Below are 26,708 nucleotides of genomic sequence, written 5' to 3'. Positions count from 1 at the left end.
TATGATCACATCTGGTTTTGTGCCACGTCTCTACCTAGTGTACGCCCAACCAAAATTCGAGCAGTGCTGGCCCAACGCCACGAACCCGAGAGACGCCCGATGCAGACCGCCAACAATAAATTCAATATCGTGGTCATCGGCCAAAACAACCGGCTGCAATACGAGGCACTGCTGTTTGCAGCCTCGTTACGACACAGCTGTCCCGATTTCGCTGGCCGCCTGTTTGTAGCCGTTCCTCAACCGGGGGCCCGATGGTCACAGGATCCCAGCATTCAGGATGAGGATGTCCTGAAAGCGCTACATCAGCTTGGGGCCAAAATTCTACCGTTTGAAAACCGGGCTTTCGGTGGAAGCTATCCCTATGGAAACAAGATCGAGGCGCTCTTGGCCCTGCCCGAGGGGGAACCGTTTGTCTTTTTCGACAGCGATACGCTTGTCACCGGAGACCTGAATAGTGTGCCCTTCGATTTTGACCGCCCCGGTGCCTCGCTGAAAGTCGAGGGAACATGGCCGCGCCCGACCCTGTATGGTCCGGGGTATGACGGTATCTGGCGCGCCCTGTATGAGCGGTTCGAACTGGATTTCGACAGCTCATTGGACAAGGCCCAACCGGCCGAATACTGGCGGCGCTACCTGTATTTCAATGCGGGTTATTTCTTTTACAGATGCCCACGCCAGTTCGGCGAACGGTTCCTGGAATATGCCTGCACCATCCGGGATGAGGATATCCTGGAACTCGCGGGCCAAACACTGGACCCATGGCTGGATCAGGTCGCATTGCCGCTGGTTATCCATGCCCTTGGCGGCGGCCGCGACGCACTGCCCACTGGCCTGCTGGACGGGTCGGTCACGTGCCACTACCGTCTGTTTCCGCTGCTGTATGCCCGCGAAAGCGACCATGTGATCGAGGTTCTGGAAACTGTGGTTGCGCCCAACAAGTTCAAGAAAGTGCTCAAGGGCTATGACCCAATAAAGAAACTGGTGCTCCAGCGCAAAGGGCACAAAATACGCGAGATGTTCGATCGCGAAAACCTGCCTCAGCGCGAGCAGGTCATTCGCAACAAGATCAAAAGCAAAGGTCTATGGATGCGCTGACAGCAATGTTGTGCGCACGCGTCCAATCGCCTAGAGATTCTGCAACACATAGCCCAACAGGAGATTTTTACCATGTCTGACGGCCCCACCTACGGTTTCGACACGCTTCAAATTCACGCAGGCGCGCGCCCTGATCCGGCAACAGGTGCCCGTCAGACGCCGATTTATCAAACAACGGCATATGTGTTTCGCGATGCAGACCACGCGGCGGCTCTGTTCAACCTGCAGGAAGTCGGCTTTATCTATTCCCGCCTGACCAATCCCACCGTGGCGGTTCTGCAGGAACGCGTGGCAACGCTTGAGGGTGGCGTTGGAGCAGTTTGCTGCTCGTCCGGTCATGCCGCCCAAATCATGGCACTGTTCCCGCTGATGGGACCTGGCTGCAACGTGGTGGCCTCGACCCGGCTGTATGGCGGCACGATCACTCAGTTTAGCCAGACGATCAAACGGTTCGGCTGGTCTGCCAAGTTCGTGGATACTGACGATCTGGATGCTGTGAAGGACGCGATCGACGAAAATACACGAGCGGTGTTCTGCGAATCCATCGCCAACCCGGGCGGCTATGTCACCGATATCCGCGCACTGGCGGATGTGACGGATGGCGCCGGCATTCCGCTGATCGTCGACAACACCTCGGCCACACCCTATCTGTGCCGCCCGATTGAGCACGGCGCGACGCTGGTTGTGCATTCAACCACCAAATACCTGACCGGCAACGGCACTGTCACCGGCGGCTGTATCGTGGATTCGGGCAAGTTCGACTGGTCCGCGAATGACAAATTTTCCTCGCTCAGCCAGCCGGAACCGGCCTATCACGGGCTGAAATTCCACGAGACATTCGGTCCGCTGGCTTTCACATTCCACGGCATCGCCATCGGCCTGCGTGATCTGGGCATGACGATGAACCCACAGGCGGCGCATTACACGCTGATGGGGATCGAGACTCTGTCTCTGCGAATGGAGCGCCATGTAGAGAACGCGCAAAAGATCGCGGCCTGGCTAGAGGCCGATGACCGCGTGGAATATGTGACCTATGCGGGCTTGCCCTCGTCGCCCTATCACGACCGGGTCAAGACGCACTACCCCAAAGGGGCCGGTGCGCTATTCACCTTTGCTGTCAAGGGCGGCTATGACGCCTGTGTCAAACTGGTGAACGCGCTGGAGATCTTCAGCCATGTGGCCAACCTGGGCGACGCGCGGTCGTTGATCATTCATTCGGCCTCGACCACCCACCGTCAGCTGACCCCGGAACAGCAAGAGGCCGCAGGCGCCGGTCCCAGCGTTGTTCGGGTGTCCATCGGCATCGAAGACGCCAACGATCTGATTGCCGATCTGGATCAGGCGCTGGCCAAGGCAACAGCCTGACAAATGGCCGGGCACGATACCAACGATCTAGGCCAACCCATCGGCCGGCCGGTTTCGGGCAAGTTTCCGCGCCCGACGCCGCCTTATACACCGATGGAAGGTCAATATTGCTCGGTCGTGCCCCTTGATGTGAACAGGCATGCGCCCGGTCTGTACCGGGCGTTTGCCAATGACACTGATGGGCGGAACTGGACTTATCTGCCCTATGGCCCATTCAACAGCGAAGAAGATTTCGCCGCCTGGACCCGCGCGTCCTGTATGGATGCCGATCCCATGTTCCACACAGTGCTAGACGGTGATGGCACCCCGATTGGCATGGCCTCGTTCCTGCGGATTGAACCTGCGGCCGGTGTGGTCGAGGTTGGGCACATCCATTTCTCACCGCTGCTGCAGCGCAGCCCAAAATCCACCGAGACGATGTACCTGATGATGCGCCGCGTGTTCGACGAGCTGGGGTATCGCCGTTACGAATGGAAATGCGACGCGCTGAATGCCCCGTCCTGCAGTGCGGCCCAAAGGCTGGGCTTTACCTTCGAGGGCATCTTTCGGCAGGCCACCCATTATAAGGGGCGCAACCGCGATACGGCCTGGTACTCGATCCTCGATACAGAATGGCCGCGTATCCGCTCTGCTTTCGAGGCCTGGCTGTCGCCGGACAATTTTGATCAGTCGGGCCAGCAGCGGCAATCCCTGATGGCCCGAACCAGCGACACATCCTAGTCGGAAATCAGAAATTCCATCGACACGTTGACCGAGACCGAAATCTCGCCCCCGGAAACCGGAACGCCGCCCTCAGCCGCCATGTTCATTGCACGCATTTGAGGCATGGGATTGAACCCTCCGGCCTGTTCGCGGATCATCTGAACCGGTCCCAGCGTGACTTCGGCCGCCTGTGCCAGTTGGTTGGCCTTTGCCCGCGCCTCACCGACAGCTTTGGCCCGCGCCTGTGCCTCGAGCGGTGCAGGGTCCTGAATTCCGAAACTCAGCCCGCCGAAATTGTTGGCCCCGTCGTCAATGACCGCATCCATGATGGTACCCAGCTGCGACAGATCGCGAACACGCACCACGACGCTGTTGGATGCGACAAAGCCGGAAATCTCTGGCCGCTCTCCGCTAGAACTGTTCCGCCCAGACCATACCGGCGACAAAGACAGATCACGTGTCTGCACATCACGGGTTTCGATCCCCATCTCATCCAGTCGAGTCAGAATTTTGGTCACCGCGTCCGAAGTCGCCTGCATCGCATTTGATGCCTGTGCATCTTCGTTTGTTACACCCAGGGTAATGGTGGCCATATCCGGGGCCGCATGCACCATGCCTACCGCATCAACAATGATGCGACGTTCTTCCGCAGTTGCCATCCCTACCGACGACATGGCCAGCACAGCAGCCAGAAAAGCGATTTTCTTCAATATCTTCCCTCCAATTATCCTGATTTCAACATGGGGCTGCACCGGGTCACGGGGCAAGAGGAGACGCAGGCTTTTTCTTTCCCTCGGCGAGATCCTGCTTTAATGTCGGTCTGCGGACGAGGCATCGTTTGCATTGCAACTGACAATTATGGTTCCTCCGGATTATGAAACCCGCTTTTGCGCTGTCCATTTCTACAACCGGAATTTCTTTGCACCACAATTCCGATGGCGACTGGTTCGCCATAGGTAAGGTGTCGTTGGATGCCTCCTACTTGGAAGAGCAGTTGAAAGTGCTTCGGGACAAGGGGTTTGCGCTTGAAAATGACCTGAGTTGCAAGGTCGTTATCCCAAGGGATCAGGTCAAATTCATCAAAGTCGATACGGCCGGATCATCCTTCGAAGAAACCGAACAGGCTGTGCAAAATGCTGTATCCGATGCCACCCCTTATGACCTGACAGAGCTGGTATATGTCACGGCAGATGACGGGGCGACCACATGCGTCGCCGTCGTTCCACGCGATACACTGGAAGAAGCTCGGGGGTTTGTGCTGGGATACGGATTCGTTCCGGTCGCGTTCAGCGCTGCATATGAAACAGATGACTTTCCGACCGAACCGTTTTTCCCGCTTGGGGACGCGCCTGCGACCACGAACGCGCCCAAAGTGATCGCCACAGACCCCGCGCAGGATAGTCCGGTTGTTCATGCGATCGCCGATTCTACCGCTCCGACCAGCTTTTGGCCTGTCCAAAAAGTGGCCGCACCTACCTGGACCTCTCTGCCATCAGTGCGAATTGCAGCGGCGGTGGCTTTGATGTTGGTGGCCGGTGGCATATGGAGTCTTTTCAGAGAAGACAGCCCTGCCCCTGCCGATTCAGAACTGGCCCTGCTGGACGAAACAATATCCCAACCCGAACCGAGTTCTGGACCTGTCGAGCCTGCAGAAACACCCGCAGCACAGGCCGAAGTCACAGTGCCCGAGGCCGCAGAGCCAGAAATGGCACCGACCTCTGAATCAGAGCCAGAGCTGTCTGCAACCGACCAGGCAATTCTTGAGGCGCTGAACGTTGCGCCCACGTTGGTAGACGAAATCGAGCTTGAGCCTGAACCTCAGTTAGTTCCGACACAGCCGGAGATCGAAATCACGTCACCAGGCCTTTTGATAGCGCCAGCGCAGGATCCGCAAATTGAGCTGTATCTGGCCTCCAAAGACGACTCGAATCTGTCGCGTGATGCAATCGCATTGCCGCCAGTACACACATACGACACCGACCTGCCATTTGATTTCGAACCACTTTCAACCGCTGCCGGGGCAAGGTTCAGCCTTGACGAGCGCGGGCTGGTAATACCAACCAAAGAAGGCGTCTTGAACCCGGACGGGGTGGTTGTCTATTTGGGAACACCTTCTAAAACTCCCCCTCCATCGGCTTTGGTCCGGCTGGAAAAGGCACCTGTTGAGGAAGTGGTCGACAACAGGCTGGCGACATTGCGACCAAAACCAAGGCCCGAGAACCTGGCCGAAAATTTTGAACGGCAACGGCTTCAAGGGCGTACATTGAAGGAATTGTCCGGAATTCGCCCGAAACCGCGCCCGGAATCCCTATTGCGTGCCCCGCCGCCCCCGGAATCGACTGAGCCCCTTGCGGAAATGAGGGTGCCGCGCCCCAAACTCCGACCGGCCGGACTGACTCGGCAGGCCAGTGCAGGTACTGCGACTTTGGGTTCGGCAGCTGGAATTGAACAGCTCAACAATGAGGTTGGAACGTTCCAGCCCAAAACCACAGCGCCCAAAATCCCATCCTCGGCTTCGGTTGCACGGCAGGCCACAATCGACAATGCAATCAACCTGCGGAAACTGAACCTGATCGGGGTTTACGGCAGCCCATCCAATCGCCGCGCATTGGTTCGGCTGCCCAGCGGCAGGTACAAAAAGCTTAAGATCGGGGACAGGCTTGACGGCGGCAATGTCATTGCTATCAGCGACAATGAATTGCGCTATCAGAAACGCGGGCGAAACGTGGTTCTCAAGATGCCACGTGGTTAGGAGGCGGCCTGCGCGGGTGACCACGCAGGATTACCTTCTTGCATCAAGCTGCTGAAATTTCTCCACTTTCAATCTGCTCTCGCTCGATGGATTCGAACAGCGCCTTAAAGTTACCCTCGCCAAACCCATCGTCGCCTTTGCGCTGAATGAACTCGAAGAAAATCGGTCCGATGACCGTTTTCGAGAAGATTTGCAGCAGAATCCGGGTCTCACCTCCGTCCAGAACCCCCTCTCCATCAATCAGGATGCCGTGCTTCATCATCCGGTCCAACGGCTCTTCATGATCGACCACGCGGGTTTTAGACAACTCATAATAGGCTTCGTTCGGGCCGGGCATGAACTTCAGCCCCTTTTCGGCAATCGCATCGGTCGAGGCATAGATATCCTCGCTGCCCACAGCGATATGCTGGATGCCCTCGCCCTTGTATTTCTTCAAGTAGGAAACGATCTGCCCGGTTTCGCCGCGATCTTCGTTGATCGGAATGCGGATACGCCCGCATGGAGACGTCAGCGCGCGGCTAAAAAGACCGGTGAATTTGCCCTGAATGTCAAAAAAACGGATTTCACGGAAGTTGAACAAATCACCATAGAACTTGAACCACTTGTCCATATTGCCCTTGTAAACATTGTGGGTCAGGTGATCGAGATAATAGAACCCATCCCCCCGGGGCTTGGACTGTTCGGTCCATGTGAATTCCTGATTATAGGGCGATGTTTCGTAATATTGATCAATGAAATAGATCAACGATCCGCCAATCCCCTTGATTGCAGGCACATTCAGTGTCTTGTCTGCCGCGTCATAAGGTTCAGCCCCTTTCGCTACAGCGTGCTCATAGGCTTTCTGCGCATCCACGACGCGCCATCCCATCGCCGGAGCACAAGGGCCATGCTCGCCCACGAACCGGGCAGAATAGCTGTCGGGATCTGCATTCAGGATGTAAGTCACATCACCCTGTTGCCACAACTCAATCGCAGGCTTGTCCTTGTGGTGACCTACCAGTGCGAAACCCATCTTTGCGAACAGATCGCGCAGCTCTTGCGGCTCGGGATGTGCGAACTCGACAAACTCGAACCCATCGGTTCCGGCGGGGTTTTCATCCGATATGATAGATTTCTGGGCGTTGTGAGGGAAAGGACCCATGGCGCGTCTCCGTTAATACAGGAATTTATTTGCTGATTTCAAAATACGTCTTAATCGGCACTTTTTTCGCGCATAGTTTTCTAATAACTTAAAGGAGCGCGCGTAAATTGCGCATAAGATTGGCCAATCACGGAGTTTTTCCGCACATGCTTGATTCCACTGATACGCGCCTGCTGTCAGCGCTGCAGAAAAACGCCCACCTAACAGCACATCAACTTGGAGAGATGTTGAACCTGTCGCCCAGTCAGGCTGGTCGCCGGCGCCAACGGCTGGAAGCTGAAGGGTATATCACCAGCTATGTCGCACGCCTCGATCCTCTAAAGTTAGGGTTGCAGGTGCAGGGTTTTGTTCAGGTTCATCTGAGTACGCACGGCCCCGAGCAATCTGAAGGCTTTGCCCGTATGGTCGAAACACGCGCCGAAATCACCAGCGCATGGACAATGACAGGTGAGGCCGATTATTTACTACATGTCTATTGCGACGATCTATCCGCGCTTAATCGCTTGCTTCATCAGGTAATCCTTCCACATCCTGCAGTGGCTCGGATACAAAGCCAAATCGTTATGGATCAGCTCAAACGCGACGCCCCCCTGCCCACCTGAGCGCATTGAAAGGACGATCATGGACAACTTCCTTTACCAGGCGACGATCTATCTGGCTGCGGCTGTGATCGCCGTGCCGCTTTCGGCGCGTCTGGGACTGGGCTCTGTACTGGGATATCTGGCCGCGGGCCTTGTCATAGGGCCGTTGTTCGGATTGGTGGGTGCGGAAACGGAAAACCTGCAGCATGTGGCTGAATTCGGCGTAGTCATGATGCTGTTCCTGATCGGACTTGAACTGGAACCGCGCGCTCTTTGGGATATGCGGGACAGGCTTTTGGGGCTTGGCGGCCTCCAGGTGCTTTTATCGACCGCAGTGATCGCCAGCGTCGCCATGTATGCAAATCATCCATGGTCCGTAGCCCTGGCAGTGGGGTTGACGCTTTCCCTGTCATCAACTGCGATTGTTTTGCAGACCCTGTCGGAAAAGGGCTTGATGAAAACGAATGGAGGACGGGCGACCTTTTCAGTACTGCTGACTCAGGACATCGCGGTCATACCAATCCTGGCACTGCTTCCACTGCTGGCTCTGCCTGCCATTCCCCAGATTGCAAATGACGGATCTATCAACCGCATATCCACGGGGCACCACGGCGCGGCGCATCATAGCTTGTCATTGGTCGAGGGGTTGCCAGGGTGGGCGGTAACGCTTGTCACCATTGCCGCGATCGGTTTCGTCATTCTTGCCGGAGTGTACCTGACCAGGCCCTTGTTCCGCTTTATTCATGCGACCCGCCTCCGCGAGATGTATACGGCGCTGGCGTTGATGATTGTGGTTGGCATTTCCTTCCTGATGACGCTGGTTGGCCTGTCACCCGCTCTGGGCGCGTTTCTTGCAGGTGTGGTGCTGGCCAGTTCCGAGTTCCGGCATGAAATGGAGAGCGACCTAGAGCCGTTCAAAGGCCTTTTCCTTGGTCTGTTTTTCATCACCGTTGGCGCGGGCATCGATGTCGCCTATTTCTTTGACGACCCCTTCGACCTGATCGGACTGGCCCTGTTGGTAATCTTGGTCAAAGGGATCATTCTGTTCCTGGTTGGCCGCGCCTTTAAACTGCGCGGGCGTGATCACTGGCTGTTTACACTGGGGCTGGCGCAAGCGGGTGAGTTCGGCTTTGTCCTGCTGGCGTTTTCGACCCAGCAGAATGTGATTCCAGGGGATCTGTCACAAAAACTTCTGATGATCATTGCGCTGACCATGCTGATCACGCCGCTTTTGTTCATCATTTATGATCTTCTCTCGCGCCGGATGGGGGATGGCACACCGGCACCCGAACCGGATGAGATCGACGAGAAAGGCCCGGTCATCATCGCCGGGATCGGGCGATTTGGTCAGATCGTCAATCGTCTGGTGCAGGCAAGCGGGTTCAAAACCATCGTTCTTGACCATAACATCGAAACCATCCAGCTGATGCGTCGCTTTGGAGTAAAAGGGTTCCTGGGGGATCCGACCCGTCCGGAATTGTTGCGCGCGGCCGGCCTTGAAAAAGCATCTGTTCTGGTGGCTGCGATGGATGATCGCAAGAAGGTGACGCGTCTTGTCGGCTATGCGCGCCGCCAGCGCCCAGACCTACACATCGTCGCGCGGGCACGGGATCGGACCCATGTGTACGAGCTGTATCAAGCCGGCGCGAACGACATTGTGCGCGAGACATTCGATGGCTCATTGCGGGCCGGGCGATATGTGCTCGAGAATGTGGGTCTCAGCGAATACGAGGCAGCGCAGGCCGAACAGACTTTCTACCACCATGATCGCATGTCGGTTCGTGAACTGGCAGAGCTCTGGATTCCCGGGCTGCCCACCGCCGAGAACAAAAAATACATCGAGCGTGCGCAGCAGCTGGAAAAAGACCTTGAGACCGAACTGCTGGAATTGGCGGAAGAAAACGACAAAAAATCGGCCTGACCTTCAACTGACGGTCAGGCCGCGCGGATCAACTGTCCGAGACGCCAGCTTCGGCAAAGGTCGCCATGCCGGAATGACAGGCAACAGCGCTTTTGAGGATATTGATCGCCAGCGCCCCGCCAGAGCCCTCACCCAGTCGCAGCCCCAGCTTCAGCAAAGGCTCTTTACCGAGCTTGGCCAACACAGCGCCATGCGCACCTTCCGCGCTCTGGTGCCCGGCGATCGTGTGATCCAGCGCGCTCTCTGAAAGGTCAGACAGACACGCGGCGGCCGCTGAGCAGATAAAGCCATCCAGAATAACCGGAATGTGCAGCGCGCGTGCGGCGGCAATGGCTCCGGCCATAGCGGCGATCTCGCGTCCGCCCAGACGGCGCAGAATCTCTAGCCCATCGCCCGAACCGCCATGTAGCGTAACACCTTCGGCCACCACACGGGTTTTGTTTGCTAATCCCGCATCATCGACACCTGTTCCGCGACCAGTCCAATCGCCCGCCTGACCTCCGAACAAGGCGCAAGCAATCGCCGCTGCGGGGGTTGTGTTGCCGATACCCATTTCACCAACAACAAGAAGATCGGCGTCTGGTCTGACCGCAGTCCACCCGGTGCGCAGCGCCTGCAACAGGTCGTCCTCTGACATAGCTGGACCTGATGTGAAATCCGCGGTCGGTCGTTCAAGCTCCAGCGCGTGGACATCCATCGTTGCCCCAGCCGCCTTGGCCAGCTGGTTGATGGCCGCCCCGCCATGTTCAAAGTTCAACACCATCTGCACGGTCACTTCCGGCGGAAAGGCCGAAACACCCTGTGCTGTGACACCGTGGTTTCCGGCAAACACGATAACCTGCGGCGAGGTGATCTGCGGGCGGGCATCCCCGCGCCAGCCTGCATACCAGATTGCCAGGTCTTCCAACCGACCAAGCGCGCCCGGAGGTTTGGTCAGCTGCCCATTACGGTCAGTCGCCCCTTGCGCAGCGGCATCATCGGGCCCGGAGGCTTGCCGGACAGCTTCGCGGAAAGAATTCAGATTGTTAATTTCGGGCAGCATCCAAAGCCTCGTTGCATCAGAGTGGTCCTGCGTGTTTAACCGAAGCGATCAAACCGACAAGACCCTGAAAGGCGCAGGAGTGCTAAAAAACGACACCAAGCTCATTTCTGCCTGGGATATTCCGCTGGCTTTGGTCCTGTTGACGCGTTTGCCCGTGCCGCGGCTGCCTGACAGAGTGTTCTCGCGTCAGGCCAGCGCCGTTTGGGCCTTTCCATTGGCGGGGCTTGTTGTCGGCATGTTGGCCGGTGCCGTGGGATGGATGGCGACGGCTATGGGGCTGCCGTCGATAGCGTGTGCCATACTTGTCGTTCTTGTCCTGACCATCACCACCGGCGCGATGCACGAGGATGGGCTTGCAGATACCGCTGACGGGCTGTGGGGCGGTTTCACGCCTGAACGGCGGCTAGAGATTATGAAGGACAGCCACATCGGCACCTATGGCGTCCTTGCCCTGATTTCTTCGCAACTGCTGCGCGTGTCGTTGATTGCTGCGATCCTTTCGAATGCGGGTTTTGCCACCATATTGGCCGCATGCATCGTTTCGCGGGCTATGATGCCTGTTGTTATGTCCGTCCTTCCAAATGCCCGCCAATCGGGCCTTAGCCATTCAGTGGGCGCACCCGGATCGACCGCGGTGATACTCGGCGGGGCCATGGCGCTGCTGCTCACTCTGCCAATGATCGGGTTGCAGGTGGTTTTCCCTGCGCTGATTGCCGCTTTGTCTGCGGTGGCAATGGCGATGCTAGCCAAGGCCAAGATCGAGGGTCAGACCGGTGACATACTGGGCGCCACTCAACAACTGGCCGAAATAGGGTTTCTTATGGCCGTAGCTACGCAGGTTTAGTGGCCCCGATTTCAATAGGTGACTGCAATATAAAAAGGCCACCTCCTTGCGGGGATGGCCTTAAAACTTTGATTTTAGCAGGTTCAGGCCGCCGCTGCCGCGCGCGAGGTCAGAACCTCATCCACCTGCCTGGCCGCAGACACTTCGCCTGCGCCGGATACTGCCGCGACTTCGCGGGTCAGACGCTCAAGCGCGGCTTCATAAAGCTGACGTTCGGAATAGCTCTGTTCGCGCTGATCATCGGTGCGGTGCAGATCGCGGACAACTTCGGCAATCGAGATCAGATCACCCGAGTTGATCTTTTGTTCATATTCCTGTGCCCGGCGGGACCACATGGCACGCTTGACCTTGGCCTTGCCCTTCAGTGTCTTCATGGCCTGGCTGATGACATCTGGCGAGCTGAGCGAGCGCAAACCGGACTCGGTCGCCTTGTTGGTCGGCACGCGCAGGGTCATTTTGTCTTTCTCAAAGGAAATGACGAACAGCTCGAGCGAGTATCCCGCAACTTCCTGTTCTTCGATCGAAATGATCTGACCGACACCATGGGCCGGATAAACAACATAGTCGTTGGGGCGAAACTCAAGCTTCTTCGACTTAGACATACAGGTTCTTCCTTGGTTACGAGAGCGCGGGACAGACAACAAAACGACCCACCCCGTGCCAGTACGGCCCGGTCAGGTTGCTGTGTTTTCAACTAATCAGAACTCCAAAGCGAGCATACTTACGGAGTCATCCCCATCTCAATCAACGTTCAATTTCCGAGTATATCACAAAATTGAGACACTCGAAAGGCTGCCCCTTTCCACTTGAAAGAAAGGTGTTAAGAAACAGATAGATAAGGCGCCATCCCACTGCTGAACTGACAAGTTCAGAGCGCGAATCGCTTAGCCGCCTTCGCCGGGGGCCTCAGAGAAGTATTTCTCCATCTTACCCTCTTCGCCATCACGCTCTTCTGCATCAGGCAGCGGGTCTTTCTTGGTCACGATCACCGGCCACTGCTCGGAGAACTTGCGATTAAACTCGACCCATTGATCCATGCCCGGCTCAGTATCCGGACGGATCGCATCAGCGGGACATTCAGGTTCACATACTCCGCAATCGATGCATTCATCGGGATGGATGACCAGTGTATTCTCACCTTCATAGAAACAATCCACCGGACACACTTCGACACAGTCGGTGTATTTGCAGGCGATGCAGTTTTCAGTGACAACATAGGTCATGGTGAATTTCCCGTTTGCGGTTTGGGCGTCTAGCTAAATCAGTATGGCGTCAGCTTCAAGATATGTTCAGCTATCTTGATTGCGAGAAAGATCAAGTAGACGCCGATCCTTCTTGGTGGGACGACCTTTTCCCTCAAACCCTGGATTTCGCGGCTGCGTGTCCTGCTTTTCGGTCAAATCGGTATACAGTGTCTGCGCCTCGGTTGCCGGTCCGCGCCGATCACCCAGTTTTTCGATACGCACAACGCGCACAATCCGCCCCTGAGGGAAGGTCAGAACATCACCGGGGGCCACAGGCTGCGCCGGTTTCAGGATCCGGTTTCCGTTGACGCGGACATGGCCGCCACTGACCTGTTTGGCGGACAGGCTGCGGGTCTTGAAGAACCGAGCCTGCCACAGCCATTTATCGATCCGAAGCCGGGCCTCGGTCATAAGGCGTTAATTGCCTTCCTTCAAACCCATAAGCGCGGCCGCGAACGGGTTATCGGGATCAATGGGCTTTTCCTTTTTCGGCGGACGAGACGAGAAGGTCTTGGCACCCTGCGGCTTGCCACCTTTCTTGCCCTGCGGCTTGCCCCGGCCATCCTGAGGCTTACCGCGCGGCTTACCTTTGCCCTGCCCCTGCCGCTGTTCACGGCGTGGGCCTTGGTTGGCCTGACGCTGACGGCCCCAGGTGAAGGTATAGAAGACCTCAACCTCGGGTTCATCTGTTGCTGCTGTCGGCGCGGTGGCCTCGGCTGCTGCCTCGGTGCTTTCGGTGGCCTCGGCTGACGCCTCGGTTGGTGCGGCGACCTCTTCGGGGGTTCCCTCTGGTGCGGGTACTTCCTCGGAGGCAGCTACTTCCGTGGCCTCTGCGGCAGGTAGCTCTGCTGGTGCGGGCTTAACCTTTTCACGCTCGGCGCGTTCGGCCTTGTAGCCCAGCCCCTGCATCAGGTCGGCGAATTGTTCCAGCGTCATACCGGTGATCGACAGCATGTCAGGCTTGGCCTCGAACCCACCACGGCTGTCTTCAGCGCGCAGCATGTCGGCCAGACGTTCCAGCATATCGATCCGGATCGAGCGTTCGCCCGCATCGCGATAACCACACATAGTGTCATAACCGTCAGGTGCGCCCTTGGCGATGGGCACAGTAACAAGACCCGGAGGCGGCGCGTCGGGAAATTCCTGCAGGCCATTTGCCAATGCCCACAGAACAAGACGCAGACGCGTTGGGGCCGGTTTCAGCAGCAGCGGCATGAAAATGGTGAACTGACCAAAGCGGATACCGTGTTTGCGCAGCGCGCCACGGGCGTCCTGATCCAGATCCTTGACGTCTTGCGCGACACCTGCGCGCGGCAATACGCCCAGCGCCTCAACCATGCGGAAGGCAAAGCCCCTGGCCAGCCCATTGAGTTCTTCATCGCGCGACAGGTTCAGCAGCGGCTCGAACAGTGCGGCCACTTTGCGGTCGATGAAATGTTGCAGGCGACGCTGAACTTTCTGTTCAACATCGGGGCCCGCGGCCTCGTCCACAAAAACCTCGACCAGCGGCTTGAGAGGCTCTGCCCCGGCAACCAGCTTGCCAACGGCATATTCACCCCACATCAGGCCACCCTGATCGGTAAAATCAATTTCGGTATCGGGTGCATTATAGAAGCGATCGGCACGCAGATGGAATTGCGGCGCGAGGGCTTGCAAGGACGCCGATTTCAAGGCTTTCGCCTCGGCTCCTTGCGCGCTTTTGTCCGGACTGAACCGGAACCCTTCCAGACGACCGACGAATTCACCTTCGACGGTCACTTCACCCTTGTCATTTACTTCGGCCAAAAGGGCCTCCTTCTGTTTGAGCCGGCGCAACAAAACGGATGTGCGCCGGTCCACAAATCTCTGAGTCAAACGGTCATGCAGAGCGTCTGACAGCCTGTCTTCTACAATGCGCGTCTCATCACGCCAATGGGATTCGTCACGTACCCAACCATTTCGTTGCGCAACGTAAGTCCAGGTGCGAATATATGCCAACCTTTTTGACAGTGCATCTATATCGCCATCCGTTCGGTCGATCCGGCGGATTTGCCGCGCCATAAAGTCATCCGGGATCGAACCACCTTCATGCAGGTGGCCAAAAATCACTTCGAGCAGGCTGGCATGTTCGGCATGGCTGATGCCGCGAAAATCGGGGATTCGGCACACATTCCATAACGAACGAACGGATTGCGGATCACTGGCACGGGCCGCAATTTCGGCAACTTGCGACAAGGATTTAAGCACATTCAGATCATCTGCCGGACGGGCTTTGATCAGGTGTTCGCTATCCGGGCTAATCTCGAGCGTGTGGATCAGAGCGTCAATCGAACCAAACTGCAAGGCGGCATTCCGCCAGTTCAGTTTTTTCATCGGCGCAAAGCGGCTGTCCATAATGGCCTGCGCGACACCGTCGTCCAGAGGCGGCGCCTCGCCGGTCACGCCGAAGGTTCCATCGGACATACCGCGCCCAGCGCGGCCAGCAATTTGGGCAAGCTCATTCGGGGCCAGGGGCCGCATGCGCCGGCCATCGAATTTGGTCAGGGACGAGAACGCAACATGGTTCACATCCAGGTTCAACCCCATCCCGATGGCATCGGTGGCAACCAAATAGTCGACCTCACCATTCTGATAGAGCTCAACCTGCGCATTCCGTGTACGTGGGCTGAGCGCCCCCATGACCACAGCCGCCCCACCCTTTTGACGGCGTAGCAGCTCGGCGATGGCATAGACGTTGTCGACCGAAAACCCGACGATGGCGCTGCGCGGTGGCATGCGGCTGATTTTCTTGGAACCGGCATAGACCAATTGCGACATCCGCTCTCGCCGGACGAATTGTGCTTCGGGCACAAGTGCCGCGATGGGGCCGCGCATGGTATCGGATCCCAGAAACAGGGTTTCATTAGTGCCGCGCGCGCGCAGCAACCTGTCGGTGAAGACGTGGCCGCGTTCCGGGTCGGCGCAGAGTTGGATTTCGTCGATAGCCACAAAATCGGCACCCATGCCTTCGGGCATCGCCTCGACCGTACAGACCCAATATTTAGCACGTGGCGGTACGATACGTTCTTCCCCGGTGATCAGCGCCACCACCGACGGTCCGCGAATGGCGACGATTTTGTCGTATACCTCGCGCGCAAGCAGGCGCAGCGGCAGGCCGATCACCCCCGTGCGGTACCCCAGCATACGTTCGATTGCGTAATGGGTTTTGCCTGTATTGGTTGGGCCAAGTACGGCCACGATTCGGGATGACCCGCTCACCTTTGCCCCCTGCCCCCGGTTCTCAGAGGGCCGAGCCCTCGACCTGGGCTTTCAGTCGATTCACTGCATTGGTTACTTCTTCGTAATGGGGATGTATAGCCAAGGCATGGGAATAGGCCGCAAATGCTTTTTCGGGCTGACCCAGAATCTCAAATATCAATCCAAGCCCGTAGATGGCCTCATAGTTGTTCGGGTTCAGCGTCAGGGCATGTTCCAGATCTGCGGCAGCCATCCCGAACCTTTCGATCCCAAAAAACGCAGAGGCCCGCGCGTGCCAGCCTTCGGCGAAATCAGGCGCGTGGTCTGTCAGGGCCGTCAAATGCTCGATCGCGGCATAGGTGTCACCATCATCCAGTGCTTCGCGCCCACGCTCCAGCAGCAGATCGGCGGAGGCCGAACCAGATTGCGACCAGAGCGCCCGTAACTGGCGGTCGATTCCAGTCGCCTGGTCCGGTGTGGCCTGCGCAAGGTTCTGCAACAACTCGGCCTCGTCGCGGGAATCCTCCTGCTGCGCAAGGCAAGTGGAGGAAAACATGACTAGGACAGAAAGTGCCGCAACGGTACCTTTGAGATTGTTGATTGCATTGCTCATAACAAGTGTCAGTGTAGCGTTGCGACCGAGGATGTCCATTCACGGCGTACTAACAAAATGAGGAAGATCATGAGCGATTCATTGGAAAAAGCCGCAGCAGTGCTGAATGAGAAACTGTCGGGCGGCGATTTCGACGCATCGGCTAAATTTGCCATCGCGGATTTGGGCGCGATCGTAGTTGATGCAAGCGGCGCGCGCATCAGCGATGAAGAAACGGACGTGACTTTGAACGCTGATGCGGACACTTTCGAGCAAATTCTCAATGGTGATCTGGACCCGACAAGCGCCTTCATGGCCGGAAAACTGAGCATTGACGGCGACATGGGCGCGGCAATGAAACTCGCCTCGGCCCTGGCCTGATGGAATACCCGTCGGCCCCTTTGTTCGAAGACGTGGCTGGCGGCCCCGCTGGCGGTGTTGCACATTGGTTGAACACCGCCGACGGTACCCGAATTCGCGTGGCGCATTGGCGCCCCGAAGGTACAGCGAACGGGACTGTCATGCTGTTTCCCGGTCGCACTGAATACATCGAAAAATACGGTGATGCAGCGAGTGAATTCGTCAAGCGTGGCTTTGCCGTGCTGGTGATCGACTGGCGGGGTCAGGGATTGGCAGACCGGTTGCTTGACGATCCGCGGGTTGGCCATGTCAATAAATTCACTGACTATCAGCAAGACGTAGATGTGTCGCTAGAGCTGGCCACAAAGCTTGATCTGCCCAGGCCCTGGCATGTTATCGGCCACTCTATGGGTGGTGCCATTGGATTGCGGGCAGTTTTGGAAAACGATTGTTTTGCTACCTGTGTTTTTACCGGTCCGATGTGGGGGATTTTCTTTACGCCCCTTATGAAACCCATCAGCCGGTTGACCGCAAATTGGGCCCCGCGTCTGGGGTTTGGCGAAAAGACCCCCCCGACCACTTCACTGGACAGCTATGTTCTGACACAGCCTTTCGAAGGCAATAGCCTGACGCGCGATCCTGCCATGTACAAAATGATGCAGGATCATCTGGCCAAGTATCCCGAACTTTCCCTTGGTGCACCGTCGACGATCTGGCTGCGCGAGGCATTAGATGAATGCGACTGGTTGATGGTGCAGACTGCCCCAGCCGTCCCATGCCTGACATATCTTGGCTCCCACGAGCAGATTGTGGACCGCAAGGCCATCCGCGCACGCATGGCAAACTGGCCGAACAGCACGTTGATCGAAATTCCAGACGGTGAACACGAAGTCCTGATGGAACCGCCAGAGGTGCGCGACCCTGCATTTGACCAAATCGCCGCGCATTTCAAAGCTGCATAGACGGATCACCCCCTGGAACCGGCGCTTTCTCTTTGACTGTCCGCTTGTGATCCTCGCCGGTCGCGCCTAGATGTTTGCCAAAGCAGATTTTCGAGGTGATCCATGCGCGACCTTCCTTTTCCACTACGTGACGCAAACGCGGTCGGCGGGGCCGATAATCTTGGCAACCTGCCGGAATGGGATCTGACGGATCTCTATGCTTCGGAAGACGCGGCCGAGCTTGCGCGTGACCTGGACTGGTTGGAAACCGAATGCGCCGCCTTTGCCGCAGATTACGAAGGCAATTTGGCGGATCTTGATGCCCAGGGCTTGCTGACCTGCGTGTTGCGGAACGAAAAGATCAACTCGATCGCCGGGCGTATCATGTCCTTTGCCGGACTGCGCTATTATCAGCTGACAACCGACGCCGAACGCGCCAAGTTCCTCTCGGACATGCAGGAAAAGATCACTGTCTTTACCACGCCGCTGGTGTTCTTCACGCTGGAAATCAATCGCCTCGACGACGACGCGCTAAAAGCGCATTTCGACGCCAACACCGATCTGGCCCGTTACGAGCCCGTATTCCGCCGCATCCGCGCGATGAAACCCTATCAGCTATCTGACGAGCTTGAAAAATTCCTGCACGATCTGGGCGTTGTTGGCGATGCCTGGGAACGCCTTTTCGACGAGACCATCGCAGGCTTGACCTTTGATGTTGACGGAGAAGAGTTGAACATCGAAGGCACACTCAACCTGCTGACCGAGCAGGACCGCAGCAAACGCGAAGCGGCTTCTCGCGAATTGGCCCGCGTGTTTCAGGACAACGTCAAGACCTTCGCGCGCGTTCACAACACGCAGGCCAAGGAAAAGGAAATCGTCGACCGCTGGCGCAATATGCCGACCGCGCAAACTGGTCGTCACCTGTCGAATGACGTCGAGCCCGAAGTCGTCGAGGCCCTGCGCGAGGCGGTCGTGGCCGCCTACCCCAAGCTGAGCCACCGCTATTACGAGCTGAAACGCAAATGGCTAGGTCTGGATGTGATGCAGGTCTGGGACCGCAACGCGCCCCTGCCGATGGAAGACACGCAGATTGTCGGCTGGGATGACGCCGAGAAAACCGTGATGGATGCCTATGAGGCCTTTGATCCCCGTATGGGTGAAATCGCCGCGCCGTTCTTCTCGAAGGGTTGGATTGATGCGGCGGTGAAGCCGGGCAAGGCGCCAGGCGCATTTGCGCATCCCACCGTAACTGACGTCCACCCCTATGTGATGCTGAACTATCTTGGTAAGCCGCGCGATGTGATGACCCTGGCGCATGAGCTGGGCCATGGCGTTCATCAGGTGTTGGCCGCCGATCAGGGCGAGATGCTGTCATCCACCCCGCTGACGCTGGCCGAAACCGCTTCGGTTTTTGGTGAAATGCTGACCTTCCGCAAAATGCTGGACAAGGCCGAAACCCCTGAGCAGCGCAAGATTCTGCTGGCTGGCAAGGTCGAGGACATGATCAACACGGTCGTGCGCCAAATCGCGTTCTATGACTTCGAATGCAAATTGCACGCCGCACGCCGCGAGGGCGAGTTGACCCCGGACGACATCAACGCCCTGTGGATGAGCGTTCAGGCCGAAAGCCTCGGCCCCGCATTTGAATTCATGGAAGGGTATGAGACGTTCTGGGCCTATATCCCACATTTCGTGCACTCGCCCTTCTACGTCTACGCCTATGCCTTTGGCGACGGCCTCGTGAACGCGCTCTATTCCGTCTACGAAAGCGGCGCCGACGGGTTCGAGGACAAATACTTCGACATGCTGCGCGCCGGTGGATCAAAACACCACAAAGAGCTGCTGGCCCCGTTCGGTCTGGACGCCAGCGATCCCAAGTTCTGGGACAAAGGCCTGTCGATAATCTCGGGCTTTATTGATGAATTGGAAGCGATGGAGGGCTGAAGTCGCCTGAAGCGGAGACGGTGATGTCTGCTTTGCGGACAAAGCGGACTTTGTCATCCGCAACAACTATCGCCATTCTGGATCGGGGGGCAAGGCACCGTGGCATAGGAGCAGTAGACACAACAGTCCCCTTCCAATGGCTTCAAGACCGCTGCGCAAGACTTGCATTCATAGAACCACTGGCAAGCATCCGTCGGCATTATTTCGCTTTCGCTGTGACCGCATTTCGGGCACGTCAGGGTGCTTTCAAGCACTACAGTTTGCTCTGTCATTGTTTCACATCTGCATTATCAGGTAATCGTTGATACGGGCCTCGTTATAGACGACGACCCAAGCTGACGCGGTGATTGCGGTAGTCCCCGAAAGCCACCATTTCAACTTTGTTAGGGAACCGCGCTGATAAGATACAAGCCACGATATAGCGACAAGCGCCGTCGATATCGCCAATACGTAGTAGCTTGCCGCCGCGATCTTTCCGAAAATGGCTAGCCAACTGCCCCCCAGTCCCAGCAACATCATTGTCATGGGCAATACACAGCAAGTCGCGACGCCAAGTGCTGTCAGTGATCCCAGATAACTAACGCTAAGGTACTTCTGCATCTCATTCCCTTGATTAGTTGGAGTTGTCAAAGTGACTGCTTCTCGTATAACTTCTGTAGTCGCTACAGGATCAAGACGGGAAAACTCACATGTTTGCGATTGGGGAAGCATCCCGGCAAAGCGGTGTCGGCATTGAAACGATCCGCTACTATGAACGCGAAGGGATCGTGCCCAAACCAGAACGAGCACCTAATAACCGGCGGATGTACTCCGCGCACGATGTTGGAAGGCTTCGTTTCCTGAAAAAATGCCGTAATTTGGGCTTTCCACTAGCCGATACAAAGACGCTTCTAACCCTGTCCGAAGGCGACGGAGAAGATTGCCGATCCGTAAAAGAACTGGCTGAGCTTCATATCTTCAATGTGCGTGAAAAGATAAACGAGCTGAAGCGATTGGAAGCAGCGCTGAACGAACTCACAGCCAACTGCGACAGCGGGAATGTCTCTTGCCCCATGCTCTCAAAACTGCGTACCGACTAGTGAAACTTTGGGCTCAAAGCAAACATAATAAACTCACCTCAACTGACTGTCCTTCGACCCGCGCCGGTTGATACCGCCGCGCATTTTGTGCGCCCCGTCACGTTCTTGCTGGCACTCGAGGCACAGTTTCACGCCAGGCAGTGCTGTGCGGCGCTTTTCGGGGATTGGTTCTTCGCATTCGGCACAATGGGTCAGGCTTTCGCCTACGGGCCGTTTCTGGGCCTGCATTCGGGCCAGCTCATCCGAAATGGATGCCTCGATCTGTTCGCTTACTGCGCCGTCGCGCGCCCAGCCACCTGCCATCGGGATGCCTCCTGTAAAGGTGTTAGCCGATTTTGCAGCGGTTCAAGAAGCGTGGCAAGTCATGGCAGCGCCACTGCATTCTCCAGCACACGGTCAATCACTTCCTGCGTGCCGCGTGAAAACTCAAGCGGGCACGGATATTCGGCACCCTCACGGACCGACCGACAAAAAGCTTCGACCTGCAGCTTATAGTGATCGTCCGCGGGGAAACGTGTGACCTGTATTTCCAGGCCGGGGCGGTGCAATTCGACACGCGCCTCTCCGAACACACGCGGATTGAACGGCGCAGTCAGCCGGATCATGCCGCGGTCGCCATGAAACACCATCTCTTGATGCGGATGCATTCGGATCGAGACATAGCTGGAATAGGTGAAATCCGGGAACTGAGCGCGAATCTCGGTAAAAGCGTCGACCCCATCCTCCCACCGGATGGCGGATTCGACCTGAACCGGCTCCTGCCCGGTGACAAAGCGCGCGCTGCCAATCACATAGACGCCAATATCACGCAGCCCACCTCCGCCGGTCTCAGCCCGGTTGCGAATGTTTGCCGTATCCGCCCGGCTGTCAAAGCTGAACGCACCTGTCACATGGGCCAAATTCCCGATCGCCTTGTCGGCGATCAGCTTGCGTACAAACTTCCATTGAGGGTGTTGGACGATCATATAAGCCTCGGCCGCCAACAATCCGGTCTCATCCCGTTTGTTGATCAATGGGGCAAATTCGGACACGGTCATAGCCATCGGCTTTTCACACAGCACATGTTTACCGGCGTCCAGTGCCTTAAGGCTCCATTCGACATGCAAATGGTTGGGCAGCGGGATGTAAACGGCCTCAATCTGTGGGTTGTTCAGCAACGCATCATAGCTGTCATAAACCGTCAAATCCGGGCAAAAGGCCTGAAACGGTTCGGCTTTGGTGGGATCGGACGTCGCAAGGCCTGCCAGACGCGCGCCCTCAGCTGCGTGGATTGCTGGGGCCATATATTGCCGCGCGAATTTCGCAGCTCCCAATACGCCCCAATTCACCGGATTCTGCATCATGGACACCCCTTATGGCTTTGATCCGGTCTGTTGTAATCGCCCTCAGTCCGAGTGTCATTAGCGCTAACACAAATAGAAATCCCGGCACGGCCAATGTCGCACCGGGTCCGTTCAATAAACGAAGAGGTCAGGCTGTGGCCAGCATCCCTTTTTCGCGGGCAAGCTCTCGCATCTTCTTCTGAAGTTTCTCAAATGCGCGGACTTCAATCTGGCGAATGCGTTCGCGACTGACATTGTACTGCGTACTCAGCTCTTCCAGTGTGACGGCCTGATCCATCAGGCGGCGTTGGGTCAGGATGTCTTTTTCCCGGTCATTCAAAACTTCAAGAGCAGCCGCCAACAGCTCGCGGCGGGCGTCGAGCTCATCGCGGGCCTCATAGTCGCCCGCCTGATCGGCATCCTCGTCCTCAAGCCAGTCCTGCCATTGCATGGTGCCTTCGCCCTCGGACCCGACGGTCGCATTCAGAGAGGCGTCGCCACCGGACATCCGGCGGTTCATGCTGATCACTTCTGCTTCGGTCACACCAAGGTCATTTGCGATCCGGGCCACGTTTTCCGGACGCAGGTCGCCCTCTTCCAGCGCACCGATGCGTGCCTTAGCTTTGCGCAAGTTGAAAAACAGCTTTTTCTGCGCCGAGGTTGTACCCAGTTTGACCAAAGACCATGACCGCAGAATGTATTCCTGAATCGAGGCGCGAATCCACCACATGGCATAGGTCGCCAGCCGGAATCCTTTTTCCGGGTCAAACCGTTTCACGGCCTGCATAAGACCGACATTGGCCTCGGAGATCACTTCGGCCTGTGGCAGCCCATAACCGCGATAACCCATAGCGATCTTGGCCGCCAACCGTAGGTGGGAAGTCACCATTTTATGTGCAGCTTCAGTATCTTGCTTCTCAACCCAGCTTTTGGCCAGCATGTATTCTTCTTCTGGCTCCAGCAGGGGAAACTTCCGAATTTCCTGCATATAGCGGTTCAGCCCGCCTTCCGGCGTCGGCGCGGGGAGATTTGCGTAATTGGCCATGTTTCTTGTCCCTCCGACAAATGTTTAAGTCGTTAACATGGATATGGGAGGTCGTCCCGATCCGTTCAAGAGGTACCGTTAACAGTTTGAAATTAACGTTTGATAAAGGAAACCTAAGAAAACGTTATTCACGCAACTTTGCTTATTATGTCAGCGGTGTGCGCAGCTGTTCAATCAGATTTTCCATATCATCCGGCAACACAGCCTCGAAGCGAAGGTTTTCACCCGATATCGGGTGCTCAAAACCTAAAACTGCAGCATGAAGCGCCTGACGAGGAAAGTCTCGTACGGCCTCTGCGGCAGACGCGCTAAAGGCTTTAGCTGCGAGTTTCCGCTTGCCCCCATAAACCGGATCACCGACCAGACCATGACCGGCATGGGTCATGTGAACCCGAATCTGATGCGTGCGGCCTGTTTCCAGCCAGCATTCGATCAGAGCCAGCCCTTGCGGGGCCCCAAACGTTTCGACCAGACGGGCGCGCGTGACAGCGTGGCGCCCACCGTGAAACAGCACGGCCTGCCGTTGCCGGTCTGTTTTGTGACGGGCCAGCTGAGTGGTGATCCGCATGATGTTTCCGGGCTCAAAGCTGACACCTTTGACGCCGCGCAACCGGGGATCATTGGCATCCGGGACACCGTAACAGATGGCGCGATAATAGCGTTCGACACTATGCGCCTCGAACTGCGCGGCAAGCCCGTGATGGGCCGCGTCGGATTTGGCCACCACCAGCAACCCGCTGGTTTCCTTGTCGATACGATGCACGATGCCGGGGCGCTTTACGCCGCCTACGCCAGACAGGTCATCACCGCAGTGATGCAGCAACGCATTGACCAATGTCCCGTTCGGAGAACCCGGCGCAGGATGCACGACCATACCCGCCGGTTTATTGATCACGATCAGGTCGGCATCCTCGAACACGACCTCCAGCGGGATGTCTTCGGGGCCGATATGGCTGTCTTCGGCCTCGGCCACGGTGATCGCCACCACTGCGCCTTCGGCCACCTTGGCCTTGGGGTCGCGGGTGGCGGTTCCGTTGATCATCACGGCCCCCTCTTCGATTAACTTCCCCAATCGGGTCCGCGACAGGCTTTCCCCCGCTGGCACATCGCGGGAAAGCGCCTTATCAAGGCGGGGCGGCGGATCGGCCGCGATTTGAAACTCAATCTGGCGAGTGCCCATGACTGTCCCTTCCGAACCCCAAGAACCGCAGGAAACGCCGCAGCTTCGCCTGCTGCGGAGAATGGTCATGCTGCTGACCGCGGTGATGATTGGCGGGGTTCTAGTGACATTCGCACTGATTGTCATCCGGCTATCGGACCGGACCCCCACCCTGCCCGATCAGGTTGAGTTGCCCGATGGCGCAAAAGCGCAGGCGGTCACCATTGGAAACAACTGGTTTGCGGTTGTGACTGATGACAATCGCATCCTGATCTTTGACAAAACCACTGGCCGGCAGCGCCAGGAAATTACCGTCGAATAAGGGCTTAACCCTCTAGCGCCATGCGAAACACGATCTCGGATGCCTGGCGCAGCGCCTGATATTCCGCGGCTGTGTCCCGGCGAAACGACTGATCATGCATGCTCAACCTGACAGGGGCAAAAAGCTGCGTCCGGTCGGGAAAGAACTCTTGATGAAAACTCACATCTTCATTTGCCATAAACGAGTCCAGCCAGGTGCGTTCTTCCGGTTCAAGCACATCATTCTTACGCATCATCACGGGATCATCGACAGCCCGACGTCGCAACTGGCGACTTTTCTTGCGTCCCATAGCCCTAGTGACCACACCAAACGCCTCACACGCGGCTCTTGAATGCGAAGGATTGGACGATGTTTCGGTCTTGCTGCCCAAGGGCAGTTGGACGCCGATGCGATCCAGAAAATCATCGACAATGTTGCCATTGGCCATTTCAGAGCGCTCATACAGCATAGGCACCAACGAGACGCCCGGAAAAGCTGACCTTATCCGAGCCGCAGCACTGGCAAAGCTGAAACGCTCAGGATGCGCACGTATCTCGTCCAGCTGGGTACGAATATATTCCGAGCCGCCCCCGGCAAGCCTGCCGTTCTTTGCCCTTTGTTTATAGTCGGCTTCGAAAAAGTCAGAATATCTACGGCAGTAGAAAGCAATCCTCATCTCACGCGCGGGGATCTCAGCGAAAATCTCGGCCAGTTTGTGCAGATCGACTGAATACAACATCTCAGAAGATACCAAGCATGCCTTATCCTCATGCTCAGCATATTCCCTTGCCATCGCTTCGCGCAGGGCGGTGACCGGCTGATCGGTTTGGTTCATGTGGAAGGCAATCAGGTTATGACTGCTGGCCAGACGCCCCTGCCCCTCGGTTCGCCTGCGGCCCGTTTCCATATAGTGTAATCCGGCCCCAGCCATCACTTGACCGTTTTTGCGAACAAACCCCTGTAACGCGGTCGACCCAGTCTTGGGCATTCCTATGTGTAGCCAAAGCATGAAACGTTCCTATTCGCCAAGCGACCTCAGGTCTCGGCCTTGGCTGAGAACCCGGCGGTCATCTGACGCATGAGGTCTTGCATCTCGGGTTGTTCGCGCAACTGGGCAACCTGCTGGCGATGCAGATCGCAGGTCATATGGTGCAGGCGGGCCGTCTCAGCGTCTGAGAGCATTTCGTAGTACAAAGCCCGTTTCCGATCGAGGATTGTGTCGATCGAGGTCTCAGTTTCGGCGTTTTGGTTCATCATGTTCCAATATTCCATCCCAAGGCTTTCCCCCAGATGATGGGCCCGACCACGCATTTTCTTGACCAGATAACTTTCACAGGATTTCAGGGCATAGTGATTGATCTGAACATGCTCGTACCCAACGGAGTCCCGCGCCGATCGCCAACTGGCAGTAAAATACCTTTCGGGCATCGGTTGACCGGATCCGTTGTACCAATGGCATTCTTCCATCGTTTCAACGGTCGGCCTTTTCGGTCGATGGACACCGAGCGCATCCCACAGGCCGCGTTGGAACATGGTCTTAAAGCCCCAAGCTTGCGGCGGTCGAAAAATACGCTCAGGTGCAGCTTGGCGAAACTGATCCGACAGGAAACGGTCCTCGTACCGAACAATGCCGGCGTTTCCGAATAGACGCCAAGTCATTGAAATCGTTTTTGCATCCGGCATGGCACCTGTCAGCGCACGCAATGTATGGTCGCCGGTTCTGACGTTAATATGTTCATCCGCGTCGATAACGATCACCCAATCCTGTGGACGGGCCACATCCATTTTCAGAAAGGCGTTATAGGCGCGTTTTTGCGGGCTGGTCTGACGTCTCGAGTTGTTGTCGACATGTGTGACAATGCCAAGGTCATGCAATCGCTGCAGCAAGGCATCTGTACCATCGGTACAGTCATTGGTCATGACCACAATCTGGTCCACACCAATGGCACGATTATGGGCGATCCATTCAAGAACGAATGGTCCTTCGTTCTTCATAGGGGTAACGCTGATATATCGAGGATCCTGTTCGGCCATACCTGACTGCCCTGCTTGTTTTCATTGC

Annotated in this window: 28 protein-coding genes; 12 read left to right on the top strand and 16 right to left on the bottom strand. The window is 56.8% G+C overall.

What is annotated here, in order from left to right; genetic code table 11:
• The first annotated feature begins 99 nt into the window (after window positions 1-99).
• From AC2FFF_RS00790 to AC2FFF_RS00780, 3 genes are all read left to right on the top strand, one after another.
• Window positions 100-1,095 carry a GT-B fold glycosyltransferase domain-containing protein gene (locus AC2FFF_RS00790; protein WP_281972260.1) on the top strand — a complete coding sequence of 332 codons (996 nt, stop codon included), beginning with the start codon at window positions 100-102 and terminating at the stop codon, window positions 1,093-1,095.
• Between the two features lie 72 nt (window positions 1,096-1,167).
• Window positions 1,168-2,460, top strand: a complete 1,293-nt coding sequence (locus tag AC2FFF_RS00785) for an O-acetylhomoserine aminocarboxypropyltransferase/cysteine synthase family protein (RefSeq protein WP_142634398.1) — start codon at window positions 1,168-1,170, stop codon at window positions 2,458-2,460.
• A 3-nt stretch (window positions 2,461-2,463) separates the two neighbouring features.
• The gene (locus AC2FFF_RS00780; protein ID WP_281972261.1) at window positions 2,464-3,180 is read left to right on the top strand and encodes a GNAT family N-acetyltransferase; all 717 of its coding nucleotides are present in this window, start codon (window positions 2,464-2,466) and stop codon (window positions 3,178-3,180) included.
• Here AC2FFF_RS00780 and AC2FFF_RS00775 read toward each other — a convergent pair.
• Complete coding sequence (locus AC2FFF_RS00775; protein WP_142634402.1) at window positions 3,177-3,872, bottom strand: SIMPL domain-containing protein; 696 nt, start codon at window positions 3,870-3,872, stop codon at window positions 3,177-3,179. The genes AC2FFF_RS00780 and AC2FFF_RS00775 overlap by 4 nt on opposite strands.
• Window positions 3,873-4,036: 164 nt before the next feature.
• Here AC2FFF_RS00775 and AC2FFF_RS00770 point away from each other — a divergent pair, with 164 nt between their 5' ends.
• The gene (locus AC2FFF_RS00770) at window positions 4,037-5,914 is read left to right on the top strand and encodes a hypothetical protein (RefSeq protein ID WP_496882803.1); all 1,878 of its coding nucleotides are present in this window, start codon (window positions 4,037-4,039) and stop codon (window positions 5,912-5,914) included.
• 43 nt (window positions 5,915-5,957) lie between these two features.
• Here the strand turns inward: AC2FFF_RS00770 and hppD are convergent, their stop codons facing one another.
• Window positions 5,958-7,055, bottom strand: coding sequence for a 4-hydroxyphenylpyruvate dioxygenase (gene hppD / locus AC2FFF_RS00765; protein WP_281972263.1), 1,098 nt, complete (start codon window positions 7,053-7,055; stop codon window positions 5,958-5,960).
• 146 nt (window positions 7,056-7,201) lie between these two features.
• Here hppD and AC2FFF_RS00760 point away from each other — a divergent pair, with 146 nt between their 5' ends.
• Both AC2FFF_RS00760 and AC2FFF_RS00755 read left to right on the top strand, forming a co-directional pair.
• Window positions 7,202-7,657, top strand: a complete 456-nt coding sequence (locus AC2FFF_RS00760) for an Lrp/AsnC family transcriptional regulator (protein WP_142634408.1) — start codon at window positions 7,202-7,204, stop codon at window positions 7,655-7,657.
• A 19-nt stretch (window positions 7,658-7,676) separates the two neighbouring features.
• Window positions 7,677-9,557, top strand: a complete 1,881-nt coding sequence (locus tag AC2FFF_RS00755) for a monovalent cation:proton antiporter-2 (CPA2) family protein (RefSeq protein WP_142634410.1) — start codon at window positions 7,677-7,679, stop codon at window positions 9,555-9,557.
• 28 nt (window positions 9,558-9,585) lie between these two features.
• Here the strand turns inward: AC2FFF_RS00755 and cobT are convergent, their stop codons facing one another.
• Window positions 9,586-10,599 (bottom strand): nicotinate-nucleotide--dimethylbenzimidazole phosphoribosyltransferase, encoded by a 1,014-nt coding sequence (gene cobT / locus AC2FFF_RS00750; protein WP_281972264.1) that lies wholly within the window; start codon window positions 10,597-10,599, stop codon window positions 9,586-9,588.
• 31 nt (window positions 10,600-10,630) lie between these two features.
• Here cobT and cobS point away from each other — a divergent pair, with 31 nt between their 5' ends.
• On the top strand, window positions 10,631-11,443 hold the full coding sequence (gene cobS / locus AC2FFF_RS00745; RefSeq protein ID WP_345741749.1) for an adenosylcobinamide-GDP ribazoletransferase: 813 nt from the start codon (window positions 10,631-10,633) through the stop codon (window positions 11,441-11,443).
• Window positions 11,444-11,526: 83 nt separating this feature from the next.
• On the opposite strand, the gene AC2FFF_RS00740 is transcribed toward cobS, so the two are convergent.
• From AC2FFF_RS00740 to AC2FFF_RS00720, 5 genes are all read right to left on the bottom strand, one after another.
• Window positions 11,527-12,045 carry a CarD family transcriptional regulator gene (locus AC2FFF_RS00740; protein WP_142634416.1) on the bottom strand — a complete coding sequence of 173 codons (519 nt, stop codon included), beginning with the start codon at window positions 12,043-12,045 and terminating at the stop codon, window positions 11,527-11,529.
• 282 nt (window positions 12,046-12,327) lie between these two features.
• Window positions 12,328-12,666, bottom strand: coding sequence for a ferredoxin FdxA (gene fdxA, locus AC2FFF_RS00735; RefSeq protein ID WP_085821728.1), 339 nt, complete (start codon window positions 12,664-12,666; stop codon window positions 12,328-12,330).
• A 66-nt stretch (window positions 12,667-12,732) separates the two neighbouring features.
• Window positions 12,733-13,098 (bottom strand): RNA-binding S4 domain-containing protein, encoded by a 366-nt coding sequence (locus AC2FFF_RS00730; protein ID WP_271946509.1) that lies wholly within the window; start codon window positions 13,096-13,098, stop codon window positions 12,733-12,735.
• 6 nt (window positions 13,099-13,104) lie between these two features.
• Window positions 13,105-15,924 carry a helicase-related protein gene (locus tag AC2FFF_RS00725; protein WP_281972266.1) on the bottom strand — a complete coding sequence of 940 codons (2,820 nt, stop codon included), beginning with the start codon at window positions 15,922-15,924 and terminating at the stop codon, window positions 13,105-13,107.
• A gap of 22 nt (window positions 15,925-15,946) precedes the next feature.
• Window positions 15,947-16,516 carry a tetratricopeptide repeat protein gene (locus AC2FFF_RS00720; protein ID WP_281972267.1) on the bottom strand — a complete coding sequence of 190 codons (570 nt, stop codon included), beginning with the start codon at window positions 16,514-16,516 and terminating at the stop codon, window positions 15,947-15,949.
• Between the two features lie 69 nt (window positions 16,517-16,585).
• On the opposite strand from AC2FFF_RS00720, the gene AC2FFF_RS00715 reads away from it, so the two are divergent.
• From AC2FFF_RS00715 to AC2FFF_RS00705, 3 genes are all read left to right on the top strand, one after another.
• On the top strand, window positions 16,586-16,876 hold the full coding sequence (locus AC2FFF_RS00715; RefSeq protein ID WP_142634424.1) for an SCP2 sterol-binding domain-containing protein: 291 nt from the start codon (window positions 16,586-16,588) through the stop codon (window positions 16,874-16,876).
• A complete protein-coding gene (locus tag AC2FFF_RS00710; protein ID WP_281972268.1) occupies window positions 16,876-17,817 on the top strand; it encodes an alpha/beta fold hydrolase in 942 nt (313 codons plus the stop codon). Before AC2FFF_RS00715 ends, AC2FFF_RS00710 begins: the two co-directional genes overlap by 1 nt.
• A gap of 102 nt (window positions 17,818-17,919) precedes the next feature.
• A complete protein-coding gene (locus AC2FFF_RS00705) occupies window positions 17,920-19,740 on the top strand; it encodes a M3 family oligoendopeptidase (RefSeq protein WP_282021351.1) in 1,821 nt (606 codons plus the stop codon).
• Window positions 19,741-19,793: 53 nt separating this feature from the next.
• Here AC2FFF_RS00705 and AC2FFF_RS00700 read toward each other — a convergent pair whose 3' ends face one another.
• Together AC2FFF_RS00700 and AC2FFF_RS00695 are read right to left on the bottom strand one after the other, a co-directional pair.
• Window positions 19,794-20,012: a GDCCVxC domain-containing (seleno)protein gene (locus AC2FFF_RS00700; RefSeq protein WP_271946496.1), complete on the bottom strand. Its 219-nt coding sequence runs from the start codon at window positions 20,010-20,012 to the stop codon at window positions 19,794-19,796.
• Between the two features lie 4 nt (window positions 20,013-20,016).
• Complete coding sequence (locus AC2FFF_RS00695) at window positions 20,017-20,340, bottom strand: hypothetical protein (RefSeq protein WP_271946493.1); 324 nt, start codon at window positions 20,338-20,340, stop codon at window positions 20,017-20,019.
• 89 nt (window positions 20,341-20,429) lie between these two features.
• On the opposite strand from AC2FFF_RS00695, the gene AC2FFF_RS00690 reads away from it, so the two are divergent.
• Window positions 20,430-20,819, top strand: coding sequence for a MerR family transcriptional regulator (locus tag AC2FFF_RS00690; RefSeq protein ID WP_281994762.1), 390 nt, complete (start codon window positions 20,430-20,432; stop codon window positions 20,817-20,819).
• 33 nt (window positions 20,820-20,852) lie between these two features.
• Here AC2FFF_RS00690 and AC2FFF_RS00685 read toward each other — a convergent pair whose 3' ends face one another.
• The 4 genes from AC2FFF_RS00685 to AC2FFF_RS00670 all read right to left on the bottom strand — a co-directional run bounded on the left by AC2FFF_RS00685 (window position 20,853) and on the right by AC2FFF_RS00670 (window position 24,366).
• A complete protein-coding gene (locus AC2FFF_RS00685) occupies window positions 20,853-21,122 on the bottom strand; it encodes a DksA/TraR family C4-type zinc finger protein (RefSeq protein WP_281972270.1) in 270 nt (89 codons plus the stop codon).
• A 59-nt stretch (window positions 21,123-21,181) separates the two neighbouring features.
• Window positions 21,182-22,159, bottom strand: coding sequence for a Gfo/Idh/MocA family protein (locus tag AC2FFF_RS00680; protein WP_142635148.1), 978 nt, complete (start codon window positions 22,157-22,159; stop codon window positions 21,182-21,184).
• 130 nt (window positions 22,160-22,289) lie between these two features.
• Window positions 22,290-23,186, bottom strand: a complete 897-nt coding sequence (gene rpoH, locus AC2FFF_RS00675) for an RNA polymerase sigma factor RpoH (RefSeq protein WP_142634432.1) — start codon at window positions 23,184-23,186, stop codon at window positions 22,290-22,292.
• A 145-nt stretch (window positions 23,187-23,331) separates the two neighbouring features.
• Complete coding sequence (locus tag AC2FFF_RS00670) at window positions 23,332-24,366, bottom strand: RluA family pseudouridine synthase (protein WP_496793388.1); 1,035 nt, start codon at window positions 24,364-24,366, stop codon at window positions 23,332-23,334.
• On the opposite strand from AC2FFF_RS00670, the gene AC2FFF_RS00665 reads away from it, so the two are divergent.
• On the top strand, window positions 24,365-24,667 hold the full coding sequence (locus tag AC2FFF_RS00665; protein WP_142634436.1) for a DUF6476 family protein: 303 nt from the start codon (window positions 24,365-24,367) through the stop codon (window positions 24,665-24,667). The genes AC2FFF_RS00670 and AC2FFF_RS00665 overlap by 2 nt on opposite strands.
• A 4-nt stretch (window positions 24,668-24,671) precedes the next feature.
• On the opposite strand, the gene AC2FFF_RS00660 is transcribed toward AC2FFF_RS00665, so the two are convergent.
• Both AC2FFF_RS00660 and AC2FFF_RS00655 read right to left on the bottom strand, forming a co-directional pair.
• Complete coding sequence (locus tag AC2FFF_RS00660; RefSeq protein WP_282027458.1) at window positions 24,672-25,634, bottom strand: hypothetical protein; 963 nt, start codon at window positions 25,632-25,634, stop codon at window positions 24,672-24,674.
• Between the two features lie 47 nt (window positions 25,635-25,681).
• Window positions 25,682-26,680: a glycosyltransferase family 2 protein gene (locus tag AC2FFF_RS00655; protein ID WP_281972273.1), complete on the bottom strand. Its 999-nt coding sequence runs from the start codon at window positions 26,678-26,680 to the stop codon at window positions 25,682-25,684.
• Between the last annotated feature and the right edge of the window lie 28 nt (window positions 26,681-26,708).

Source organism: Ruegeria sp. YTSA226, assembly GCF_059609905.1.
The sequence above is the reverse complement of the archived record's forward strand: the minus strand, read 5'-3'. Positions and strand labels throughout refer to the sequence as shown.